11 protein-coding genes are annotated in these 11,238 nt (G+C 31.6%); all 11 read right to left on the bottom strand.

Translation table 11 applies throughout. The annotated features are described in order from the left end of the window. Positions 1–535, bottom strand: a 535-nt coding sequence (locus VGE71_RS04650; RefSeq protein ID WP_331137247.1) for an endonuclease/exonuclease/phosphatase family protein, incomplete at its 3' end; no start/stop codon positions are given. A gap of 70 nt (positions 536–605) precedes the next feature. Then, complete coding sequence (locus VGE71_RS04645) at positions 606–839, bottom strand: hypothetical protein (RefSeq protein WP_144218200.1); 234 nt, start codon at positions 837–839, stop codon at positions 606–608. Positions 840–916: 77 nt separating this feature from the next. Further along, positions 917–1,585 (bottom strand): response regulator, encoded by a 669-nt coding sequence (locus tag VGE71_RS04640; protein ID WP_331137246.1) that lies wholly within the window; start codon positions 1,583–1,585, stop codon positions 917–919. A gap of 9 nt (positions 1,586–1,594) precedes the next feature. Continuing rightward, positions 1,595–3,346 (bottom strand): hypothetical protein, encoded by a 1,752-nt coding sequence (locus VGE71_RS04635; RefSeq protein ID WP_331137245.1) that lies wholly within the window; start codon positions 3,344–3,346, stop codon positions 1,595–1,597. Continuing rightward, positions 3,347–5,071, bottom strand: a complete 1,725-nt coding sequence (locus VGE71_RS04630) for a tetratricopeptide repeat-containing sensor histidine kinase (RefSeq protein WP_331137244.1) — start codon at positions 5,069–5,071, stop codon at positions 3,347–3,349. It lies immediately after the preceding gene. A 167-nt stretch (positions 5,072–5,238) separates the two neighbouring features. Beyond that, a complete protein-coding gene (locus tag VGE71_RS04625) occupies positions 5,239–5,673 on the bottom strand; it encodes a carboxymuconolactone decarboxylase family protein (RefSeq protein WP_331137243.1) in 435 nt (144 codons plus the stop codon). A gap of 78 nt (positions 5,674–5,751) precedes the next feature. Further along, on the bottom strand, positions 5,752–6,324 hold the full coding sequence (locus tag VGE71_RS04620) for a Crp/Fnr family transcriptional regulator (RefSeq protein ID WP_331137242.1): 573 nt from the start codon (positions 6,322–6,324) through the stop codon (positions 5,752–5,754). A gap of 139 nt (positions 6,325–6,463) precedes the next feature. Continuing rightward, the gene (gene rplT / locus VGE71_RS04615; protein ID WP_008464948.1) at positions 6,464–6,808 is read right to left on the bottom strand and encodes a 50S ribosomal protein L20; all 345 of its coding nucleotides are present in this window, start codon (positions 6,806–6,808) and stop codon (positions 6,464–6,466) included. Between the two features lie 153 nt (positions 6,809–6,961). Next, entirely contained in the window at positions 6,962–7,159 is a 198-nt protein-coding gene (gene rpmI, locus VGE71_RS04610) for a 50S ribosomal protein L35 (RefSeq protein ID WP_007810722.1), read from the bottom strand. 117 nt (positions 7,160–7,276) lie between these two features. After that, positions 7,277–7,825 (bottom strand): translation initiation factor IF-3, encoded by a 549-nt coding sequence (gene infC / locus VGE71_RS04605; protein WP_091497511.1) that lies wholly within the window; start codon positions 7,823–7,825, stop codon positions 7,277–7,279. 22 nt (positions 7,826–7,847) lie between these two features. Then, positions 7,848–9,794 carry a threonine--tRNA ligase gene (gene thrS, locus VGE71_RS04600; RefSeq protein WP_331137241.1) on the bottom strand — a complete coding sequence of 649 codons (1,947 nt, stop codon included), beginning with the start codon at positions 9,792–9,794 and terminating at the stop codon, positions 7,848–7,850. Between the last annotated feature and the right edge of the window lie 1,444 nt (positions 9,795–11,238).

The raw sequence follows: 11,238 nt of genomic DNA, 5'->3' as shown, positions 1-11,238 counted from the left end.
AATCACCTAGAAAAACTAAGTTTAAATTTGGGTATTCGTTTGGTAAAAATTTAAAATATTTAATCTCCGTTTCGGGTTGTCTTTTTTGAGTTATAGCATGAAAATTACCTAGCGTAATTGTCTTTTTGTTTATTTCAAATGTGGCAAAATAAGGTTCTCTATCAATTTCTAAATTGAATTTTTGTTCCAGCCAAGGTTTGTTTTTTAGTTTGACCTTTGCTGTTTTCCAGATAAAAGCATAACGTTCGGCCTTGTAACTGCTGCTTGTAGTTGGATTGCTAATGGTGTATTCCCATTTGTTTCCTTTTTCATTAAGAAGCATAGCCAGTTTAGCTACAGATTGTGCTCCGCCATAGCCGGCAACTACTTCCTGAATGGCAATTATATCGTAGTTTGAGATTTTTTTAGCAATATAATTTAATTCAGTATCAGATTTTGATTTACCAAAGTTTTGAATATTCCATGATAAAACTTTGGTTTGAGCAAAAGATAAAAACGTAAATAATAGGAGTAGAGGACTTAGGATATTTTTCATGTAAAAAATGGAATGAAATCAAATATATAGGTATTTCCTATAATATCCATAAGACCTTTCTTCGAAATTATTAGTGTTTTTTATATCTGTTTTTTAAAGCAGTTCCAATAATTATAATTTGCAATACAAGTAATGCTGGAATAAAGATTATTTTCCAATCAATCTCCAGCCAGCCTGTTTTTTCAGAAACGTACGCAAAGCTAATCGATAAAAATAGACACAGAAACATGGTTTTCATGATGATTTTATTTTGAGTGGTGTTGATTTTGTCAAAAAAAGTAATCGTTTTATTTTTTGGTTTCATTCGTAGGTTGATAGGGCAATTAACAAATTTAGGGCTATAAAAAAGATTTTCCTTACGGGATTCCGTAAAGACATAGATTATACCAAACCAAAATCTTTTGCAATAGCGATCAGATGTACATTGTTATTGGCTTTAAAATAGATTTTTAGTTTGTTAATTCTTTTTTCTATACTACTGGTTCCGTTTGGAGTAATAGATAAATCTTTAAATTCTTTAGAAATACTTTCTAAAATATAACCTTGAGACAAAAGTTTAAGAATAGAAATATCATACGATTCAATTTCAATCAAAGCTTTATCATTAAAGCTAAAAGATAGATCTGAAGAAACAATTTTTTCTTCATTGTTATAAGTGCTTACAATTGCATTTTTAAGTTCTGCAATACTATTTCTTCCTTTAGAAACATAAGCATTTATTCCTAAATCATTAAAAAGTGTTTTAATTCTAAAGCTTTTATCTTCAATAGAAAAAATGATCTTTTTTAACTTAGGCTGTACTTTATTTACAGCTTCAATTAATTCATCTCCACTATTTAAGATTGTTTTTCTGTGATCTGATTTAAAAGATAAATCACTGATTAATAAATCATAAGGTTCGTTTTCAAGTAAAGCTTTTTTTATTTTTAGTAAAGCTTCATCACAGTATTTTACATGATCAATTACAGGAACTTTTAAATCTTCTAATACTTGAACAACAGCAATACTGATACTATCTAAATCTTCGGCAACTAAAACTTTCTTAAACATATTATTATCTTATATAGGGAGTGTAAAATTTATTTTAAACGCTTTTTCTAAGCTTGTATCAAAATTAATAGTTCCTTTTATTGTTTTAATACGGTTTTCCACATTTTGTAGTCTTTTTTCTAAAATAGTTTGATTTGAAGTGAATTCACTACTGTTTTCAACATATAAAACATTTAGTTTTTTATCTTTTAATTTAAAAATGATGCTCACAATACTAGAATTATGATGCTTTTTCATGTTGAATAATAACTCTTGTAAAACTCTGTAAAGGATTATCTTTTTATTTTTTTCGATTGAATTCCATGGAATCAGATCAAAACCATTTAAAATTATATTTATATCCTCGGCTTTGTATTCAGAAATCATTTCTTTTAAAACTGAAATGTATCGATAGTCGGTCGGAATTTTACTGTTTTCTTTAGATATGTTACGAGTTTTGGTGTAAATATTACTTAAAAGATGAAGTAGTTTTTCTTTGTTTTCTTCATTGTGCAAATTGGTTTGGTCTGCGAAAGTTAAAGTTTGACGTACATCTGAAGTGAGTTCATTGTGTAATTTGTCTGAAATTCGCATTTCACTTTTAAATATCATTTCATTTTTTTCTCTTTTTCCATTTGAAGTAATGTAAAAAACAAGGAAAAGCAAAATGAACAAACTTATAGAAATGATGACATAAGAAATGTAACTCCTGTTTTTTTGTCTTTCCAACTGAAGTTCGTTTTCTGTTTTTTGAGTTTTTAGGAATAAATTTTCTTCTTTATCTTTTTTGGAGATGTATTTTATATTAGAAAATTGATTTTTCTTTTTTAATCGAACCTGATTAATACTATCAGTAAAATGAATGTAAAGATTGGTGTATTTTCTAAGATCATTTCCTTCGCTGCTTTGAACTAAAAAAGAGAGGCAATAATTTTTGTCTTCATAGAAATTATTTTGTGAAGCCTTTTTGTATCCTAGCTCTGCATATTTTTTCGCAAGCTTTGGATTGCTTTTTAAATAGTATTCAGAAAGAGAAGTATAACTGTTTGATAGGTATGGTTCATCTTTTGTATCAAGTCTTAGTTGTAATGCTTTTTTATAATAATATAATGCTCTTGGATCTTCTTGTTTGAAATAGCAAAGACCTAGATTGTTTAGCATAATAGCATATTCGATCTTGTCGAATTTGTTTAAGCTGTTGTTTTTGAACTTCTCTCCATAATAGCCTTCTGTTGTAACTTTATTAAATATATAAGCAGCTTTTTTGAAATTATTTTGCTTCATATATACGATACCTATACTGTTTAGGCTACTCCAGTTCCTCCATGCATTTGAATTGATGTATAATGTTTTTCTAAAATACAAAAGAGCATTTTCGGTATCGTTGGTTTTGAAATAATTATAACCCAATATATAATATACATTCCAGGCAAATCTGGGTTTTTTCATGTACTTTAAATGTGGCAAAGCTTGTGTTGTAATGGCTTCGCTTTCAATATAATCACCTAAATCCTGATAAATATAACCAAGAGAAATTATAGCCTCAACATAATCAATTCTGTTTTTTACAGGATCAGCGATTGATAAGATTCGTTTGTATTTTTTGGTAGCACTTTCGTATTTATTTTCATCATATTCACGATCGGCTTCAATTGTAAGCTTTTTTACTTCACTTGTAAAATCTGGTTTTACAGCATTTATTGGCTTTTTCTTTTCGCACGAGGCTATTAGAAAAAACAGTATTATTGGAAATAAAATTTTAATAAAATAAGAAGGTTTCATTTATAAGGGCACTTTGATAAAAACTTTGAATCCTTCATTTGAACCACTTGTAATATCAATGGTTCCTTTTATTTTTAAGATGCGGTTCTCTACATTGTAAAGCCCATTTTTAAATATAATTTTGTCTGTATCTATTCCTTTCCCGTTGTCTGTGTAGTTAATAAGTATGTTTTTTTCTGTTGCTTTAAAGTTAATTCCGACCAAAGTAGCTTCACTATACTTTCGCATATTTACAAGTAATTCCTGTATAACTCTGTATATAGTAATTTTTTTTGTTTTGCTAATCTCGTCCCAAGACAAACTGTCTAAACCGTTTGAAATTAAGTTTATGTTTTTAGTACTGAATCCAGAAATCATTTCTTTAAGAAGTACCGTATAGTTTTCGTCTGTAATAATGGTACAGTTTTCTTTAGAAATATCTCTCGTTCGCGCGTAAATCGTATCTAAGTTGCTTAATAAATGTGCTCTGTTTTCTGTAAGAGATAAATTTTTGTTTTCTACAAAAGCCATTGTATGGTAAATATCATTAGCTAATTCGTCGTGAAGTTTTTTAGAAATCCTGGTTTCGCTATTGTATGCAGCCTCAATTTTTTCACGATTAGCTTTAGAAGTTAGGTAGTAGTATAAAATTAAAATTAAACATAAACTTAGGGCAATAATAATATACGATATGATATTTCTGTTTTTTTGTTTTTCTAGTTTTAATTCGTTTTCAGCCTTATGCGCTTTAAGTTTTAAATTTTCTTCTTTTTCTCGTTTCGAATCGTATTTAATTTTAGCAAATTGATTTTTAGCTTTTTGTCTAAATTCATTAGTGCTGTCAACTAAATTCACGTATGTATTAGAATAATTCCTTAATTCGCTGTATGTACTGTTTTTGATGATCATTTTTAATGCTGATAATCTTCCATCAACATAATTGATTTTTGAGAATTCTTTGTAGCTTAAAAGCATATATTTTTTAGCCATTCCGGGATTCTGTTCTTCGTAAAATTGAGCAAGATGAATATAGCTTTTTCCTAAACCAAAAGGATTTTTTGTTTCCTGTCTGACTTTTATGGCTCTGTTCATGTAATTCAGCGCTTTTTCACCATCATTTATTTTAAAGTAACAAAGTCCAATATTGTCTAACAATGAACTATAAAAGTCTTTATCTCTTACAACTTGCTCTTTTGTCTCTAATGGTAGAAAAATATCAAGTGCTTCCTCAAATTTTCTATCCTGAATTAAAGCAACACCGATATTATTTTGGGCAGCTAATTTTTGCCAATATTTTGTGTCAAGTTCTAAAGCTTTTTCATTGTATAAAATGGCATTTTTATAGTCATAAGTATCCAGATAATTTGTGCTTAAGGTAACATACAAGTTCCAGATATGAAGTTGGTTTTTGACATATTTAGTATACGGCAAGGCTTTGGTTATAGTGGCTTCACTTCCTGCATAATCTCCATGTGTCTGCTGAATAATAGCCATCCTGTTTAATGTACTAATGTAGTTCTCAGGATCTTTTATAGGATTACATTTAAATATAGCTTCGTTGTAGTAATAAAAAGCAGTATCAAATTTATTGTTGTCAAATAAGGTATCAGCAACAGCTATTAATCTCTTAACTTCCGGGCTATTTGTAATTTCATTTTTGGTAACACTTTTTTTCTTCTGGCAAGAAAAAAGAATCAGTAAAAATATAATTATGGGGCAAAATAATTGTATTCTTTTTGGTATCATGCGCCAAAAATAAAAAATCCCCGAAATCCTGAAAGAGTATAAATACGGTATTTTGAAATATTTTCAATTCGTGTTTTTTTTAATTCTGATTATTAAATAAATACGAAAAGCCCTTTTGGAGTAAGGGCTTTCGACTGTTAAGAGCTTGTAAATATTCTCTTTATAAATTATACAGCACGCAATCCAGTTGTAATTGCAAGTCTGTTCCAAGAGTTAATTGTGATGATGGCCAAAATGATTTCAGCAAGGTATTTTTCATCAAAGAATTTGGCTGCATTTTCATAAACTTCATCAGAAACGTGATTGTTAATTAAAGTCACTTGTTCTGTCAAAGCTAAGATTGCTTTTTCTTCTTCAGTATAAACATCGGCTTCACGCCAAGCGCTTATTAAGTAAATTCTCTGTTCAGAAATACCATGCTTTCTAGCATCTGCTGTATGCATATTTATACAATAAGCACAACCGTTGATTTGAGAAGCGCGAATTTTGATTAGTTCTTTATGAACAGGAGTTAAAGAAGTTGAAGAAATATATTTTTCTAGATTCAATAAAGCATTATAAGCTTCTGGAGCAACATTCGGGATAACGATTCTTGATTTCATTTTTATATGTTTTAAAGTTCATTACAAAGGTCATTAATGTTTCTTTTTAAAAACTTGAACTACTTCAAGAAATCCAATTTAGACTTTTCCTCCTCTGATTTTGCTCATAAATTCTGCTGAAAAATCTAAATAGGAGGCAAGCATATATTGTGGAACTCTTTGAACGAAATCTGGCTGTTGATTATTGAAATGATGATATCTTTCTTCTGCAGACATTGTAAATAGAAACTTAATCCTCATTTGCGCAGCGCCAAATGCCTTTTGAGCAACAATACGAAAGTATTTCTCAAGATTTGGGATTTGCACCAATACCGATTCTAAAACAGGTTTTTCAAGGGCAATAACTTCAGTTGTTTCAACGGCCTGAATGTAGAAATGAGAAGGAGTATGGTTGTGATAGCTCAAATAATCGGTTATCCACCAATTTTCGACTCCAAATTGAAGGGTTTGCTCCGTTCCTCTCGGATTAATAATGTATTGACGCATACAGCCTTTTATAACAAAATACATCGTGTTACAGATTTGCCCTTCCTCTAAAACATGAGCTTTTCGTTTAATTTGCGAAGTACTAAAACATGATTCTAGAATATCAATTTCTGAAGGTTCAAGATGGATAAACTTTTGAATATGATTTAGAATAGCGTTTTGCATTGTATTTGTTGTTTGATAAGTAAAGGTAGGTTTTATTTTGATTTGGGATAAGAATAGTGTAAAAACAAAAAACCATTCGCGTTAACGAATGGTTTTTATATAATAAGTAAGTAATCTTAAATTGAGTTTATAAAACGTTTTATTTTACTTTATTAAGAATAGCTTTGAAAGCTTCTGGGTGGTTCATAGCTAAATCTGCAAGAACTTTACGGTTCAATTCGATTCCGTTAGCTTTAACTTTCCCCATGAATTGAGAATAAGACATTCCTTCTAATCTAGCTCCAGCGTTGATACGTTGAATCCATAATGAACGGAAATTTCTTTTGTTTTGTTTTCTATCGCGGTAAGCGTAGCTCATCGCTTTCTCTACTGCATTCTTAGCAACTGTCCAAACGTTTTTACGTCTTCCAAAGAAACCTTTGGCTTGCTTCATTATTTTTTTTCTTCTTGCTCTTTTAGCAACTGAATTTACCGATCTTGGCATAATTTTAATGTTTTTTTGTAGCAGGCGTCCTGAATTGAATCAAAGGAACTTAAAGCCATACTCCAAGGTTATATAAATAATTTTTTAACCTAAAGAATTTAGTCAAAGTCAAAAATGACTTTAGACTTTATAACTTTCGTCTTTCGACTTAAATTAGATAATTCTTAATTGTTGTTTGATGCTTTTCATATCTGTTGAGTGAACTAGCGCTGAGTGTGTCAAAGCTAATTTACGTTTTTTAGATTTTTTAGTCAAGATGTGACTTTTAAAAGCATGCTTTCTTTTAATTTTTCCAGAGCCAGTAACTTTAAAACGTTTCTTAGCGCTAGATTTTGTTTTCATTTTAGGCATTTTTCCTAGTGTTTTAATTTATTCTTACTTACTTATATCTTTTAGTCGGAAAGTTTTAAAGTCGAAAGTCAAAAGTCATAAACTGACTTTTGACTTTAAGACTTTGTACTTTAAGACTTATTTCTTTTTCTTCGGAGCAATGAACATAATCATTCTCTTTCCTTCCAAAACAGGCATAGCTTCAACTTTACCGTGTTCTTCCAAATCTTGAGCAAGACGTAATAATAGAATCTGACCTTGATCTTTGTAAATAATAGAACGTCCTTTAAAGAATACGAAAGCTTTTAATTTAGCTCCCTCTTTTAAGAATTTCTCAGCGTTCTTTCTTTTAAATTCATAATCATGCTCGTCAGTTTGAGGACCAAATCGAATTTCTTTTACAACAACTTGAGATGATTTAGCTTTTAAAGCTTTGTCTCTTTTCTTTTGTTCGTAAACAAATTTCTTGTAATCCATGATTTTACAAACCGGCGGTTCCGCGTTTGGCGAAATTTCAACTAAATCCAATTCAAATTGGTCAGCTAAACGTAACGCATCTGCGATTTTGAAAACGCCAGGCTCAATATTTTCACCTACAAGACGTACCTCTGGAACACGAATAAGATTGTTTATTCTGTGTGCATCTTTTTTTTCTACTCGAGGTTGAAAACCTCTGTTGCTTCTTATTGCTATGACTTTCTAATTTAAGTTAAACTGTAAATACTTTTAATGTCTTTTTTATTTCTTCGTCTACAATCGCAGCAAATTCTTCGATTGAAACTGTGATATTACCTTTTCCTTCTTGTCCATGACGACGAATCGAAATTGTACCGTTTTTCTCTTCTTCCTCGCCTACAATAAGCATAAATGGAATTTTTTGCATTTCTGCATCTCTAATTTTCTTACCAATAGTTTCGTTTCGGTTGTCAATTAGGGCGCGAATTTCGTGATTTTCTAGCAAATCTAAAACTTTTTTAGCATAATTTTCGTATTTCTCGCTCAAAGACAAGATAATAGCTTGCTCAGGCATAAGCCAAAGTGGGAAATTTCCTGCTGTATGCTCTAATAAAATTGCGATAAAACGTTCCATAGATCCAAAAGGAGCTCTGTGAATCATAACAGGGCGATGTAATTCATTATCAGCACCTTTGTAAGTCAAATCAAAACGCTCAGGTAAGTTGTAATCGACCTGAATTGTTCCTAATTGCCATTGTCTTCCCAAAGCATCTTTAACCATGAAATCTAGTTTCGGACCGTAAAAAGCCGCTTCTCCATATTCAACTACAGTATTAAGACCTTTGTCTTTTGCTGCATTGATAATAGCATTTTCTGCTTTCTCCCAGTTTTCATCAGTTCCAATGTACTTTTCTCTGTCTTCCTGATCTCTCAATGAAATCTGAGCAGTAAAGTTTTCAAAACCTAACGAACCAAATACATATAATACAAGGTCAATTACTTTTTTGAACTCTTCATCTAATTGTTCAGGAGTACAGAAAATGTGCGCGTCATCCTGAGTAAATCCTCTAACACGAGTTAAGCCATGTAATTCTCCAGATTGTTCATATCTATAAACAGTACCAAATTCAGCATAACGCTTAGGTAAATCTTTGTATGACCAAGGTCTTACGTTGTAGATTTCACAGTGGTGAGGACAGTTCATTGGTTTCAATAAAAACTCTTCACCTTCTGCCGGAGTATGAATTGGTTGGAAACTGTCAGCTCCATATTTAGCATAGTGGCCAGAAGTAACATAAAGTTCTTTTTGACCAATATGTGGACTAACAACTTGCTCGTAGCCTGCTTTCTTTTGTGCTCTTTTTAAGAATTGCTCTAAGCGATCTCTCAAGGCAGCACCTTTTGGTAGCCATAAAGGTAAACCTTGTCCCACTTTTTGAGAAAAAGCAAACAATTCAAGCTCTTTTCCTAATTTACGGTGATCACGACGTTTTGCTTCTTCAAGAAGTTCAAGATACTCAGTCAAATCCTTTTGTTTAGGAAAAGAAGTTCCGTAAACACGAGTTAATTGTTTGTTTTTCTCGTCACCTCTCCAGTAAGCACCAGCAACGCTCATGATTTTTACAGCTTTAATAATTCCAGTGTTCGGAATATGTCCACCGCGGCATAAATCAGTAAAAGTAGCGTGATCGCAGAAAGTAATAGTTCCGTCTTCAAGATTCGAAATCAATTCAGTCTTGTAAACGTTGTCTTTATACATTTCTAGAGCTTCCGCTTTAGTTACAGGTCGCATTTTAAAATCGTATTTTCCTCTAGAGATTTCAAGAATACGATCTTCGATCTTTTTGAAATCAGCTTCAGAAATTTTCTGATCTTCAAAATCTACATCATAATAGAAGCCATTGGCAATTGCAGGTCCTAGTGTTAATTTAATTCCAGGATACAATTCCTCAAGAGCTTGTGCCATTACGTGTGAAGTCGAGTGCCAAAAAGCTTTTTTACCTTCAGCATCATTCCAAGTGTACAATATAAGATTACCGTCGGTCGTCAGTGGAGTTTCGGTTTCAATAGTTGTACCATTAAAAGATGCAGAAATCACATTTCTAGCAAAACCTTCGCTAATGTTTTTAGCGACCTCCATTGGAGTTGCGCCTGAAGCGAACTCTCTAATTGACCCATCGGGTAAAGTAATCTTTATCATTGTTTATAATTTTGTGAATGCAAATATACATGATTACAAAAATACATACAATATATAAGAGGAAGTTTGCTCTAATTATATGTGCTATGGTTTTTGTATGCTATATAAGGAGTTAATATTTCGAGTTTAGCAGTTTTTTAAAACGTATTGGGTTTGTTTTTGAAGATGTTTAATATGAATGTAAAAGTTTACTCCAAATTATATATAGTATATCTTTTATCTTCTATTGTATATTAGGAGTAATTCCCATTCGTAACCCGACAGTTTCTTTTTGGATATACATATATAGTATAAGAGCCGGAGCGCATCGAAGTCACATCCAGTTTTTTTTTGGAATTTGGAGTTTAAGAATTGTGATTTCGATAAATATAAGGGGCCATTTCCTGCTATCCGCTGCAATCTTTTCATGACGCACCCCGCCATAAAAAGGATTTCCGCTGCTATCGGGGCTAGGGGAGCGGTCTTCGGAAGAAGTTTTTGGGAAAAATAAGATTTTGGTAGGCTGAAAAATCGTCAAAAAACAGGCTGAAAATCGAAAAAACCACTAAAGGCCCTGTTGCAAAATCCTCGAAAAACAGCAATAATGCATCTTGGTTCAGAAAAACCGCACAAAGGGTGAAAAATTATTGAAATGTAAACAAGCCGTTACCAGCGAGTTAAGAAAAAGATCAAAAAAAAGCGAAAAAAAGTGTCCAGAAAAGCTTGCGAAAGCGGAAAAAGGTTCTACTTTTGCACCCGCAACAACGAAAAACGTTCACTGAAATACTGGCAGGCATGATGAATCAGACGGGAAGAGATTTCCGAAAAAAAAGATTCAAAAAAAGCTTGCGAGATTCGGAAATGCTTTTTACATTTGCACCCCGCAAAACACGGAAAGTTCCTTGAGAGATTGAAAGAGAAGTTTGGAATATGAGACGAAAAAAAGTTTTAAAATTTTTTAAATTTTTCTTGCATGAGACAAAAAGAATTTTTAGTTTTGCACCCGCTTTGAGAGACAAGCGAAGAATAAAAAATCCGCAGAAAGGATAATCGAAACCGCTCGTAAAATAAGAAAAACACATATGAACACAGAAAAAACCTACGTAAATTAAAAAAATATAAAAACGTAAACAATCCGTTACCAGTGAGTTAAGAAATAGTTTTAAAAAACATGGAAAAAATATAAAAAAAAGTATTGAAAATGTAAATAAAGGTTCTACTTTTGCACCCGCAACAACGAAAAACGTTCACTGAAATACTGGCAAGCAGACGGATCGAAGGAGGGTGAAAATTCCAAAAAAAAAAGATTCGAAAAAGCTTGTGAGATTCGGAAATGCTTTTTAGATTTGCACCCCGCAAAACACGGAAAGTTCCTTGATAGATTGAGAGAAGAGTTTGAAAGATGAGACGAAAAAAAAGTTTCAAAAATTTTTAAATTTTTCTTGCATGAAACAAAAATAATTTT

The sequence above is a fragment of the Flavobacterium sp. genome (assembly GCF_036405015.1).
Taxonomy (GTDB): Bacteria; Bacteroidota; Bacteroidia; order Flavobacteriales; family Flavobacteriaceae; genus Flavobacterium.
The sequence above is the reverse complement of the archived record's forward strand: the minus strand, read 5'-3'. Positions and strand labels throughout refer to the sequence as shown.

Coding starts and splice junctions, on each gene's coding strand:
- VGE71_RS04640 (WP_331137246.1), bottom strand. CDS start 1,585: ATGTTTAAGAAAGTTTTAGTTGCCGAAGATTTAGATAGTATCAGTATT.
- rplT (WP_008464948.1), bottom strand. CDS start 6,808: ATGCCAAGATCGGTAAATTCAGTTGCTAAAAGAGCAAGAAGAAAAAAA.
- VGE71_RS04645 (WP_144218200.1), bottom strand. CDS start 839: ATGAAACCAAAAAATAAAACGATTACTTTTTTTGACAAAATCAACACC.
- VGE71_RS04620 (WP_331137242.1), bottom strand. CDS start 6,324: ATGCAAAACGCTATTCTAAATCATATTCAAAAGTTTATCCATCTTGAA.
- VGE71_RS04630 (WP_331137244.1), bottom strand. CDS start 5,071: ATGATACCAAAAAGAATACAATTATTTTGCCCCATAATTATATTTTTA.
- VGE71_RS04635 (WP_331137245.1), bottom strand. CDS start 3,346: ATGAAACCTTCTTATTTTATTAAAATTTTATTTCCAATAATACTGTTT.
- rpmI (WP_007810722.1), bottom strand. CDS start 7,159: ATGCCTAAAATGAAAACAAAATCTAGCGCTAAGAAACGTTTTAAAGTT.
- thrS (WP_331137241.1), bottom strand. CDS start 9,794: ATGATAAAGATTACTTTACCCGATGGGTCAATTAGAGAGTTCGCTTCA.
- VGE71_RS04625 (WP_331137243.1), bottom strand. CDS start 5,673: ATGAAATCAAGAATCGTTATCCCGAATGTTGCTCCAGAAGCTTATAAT.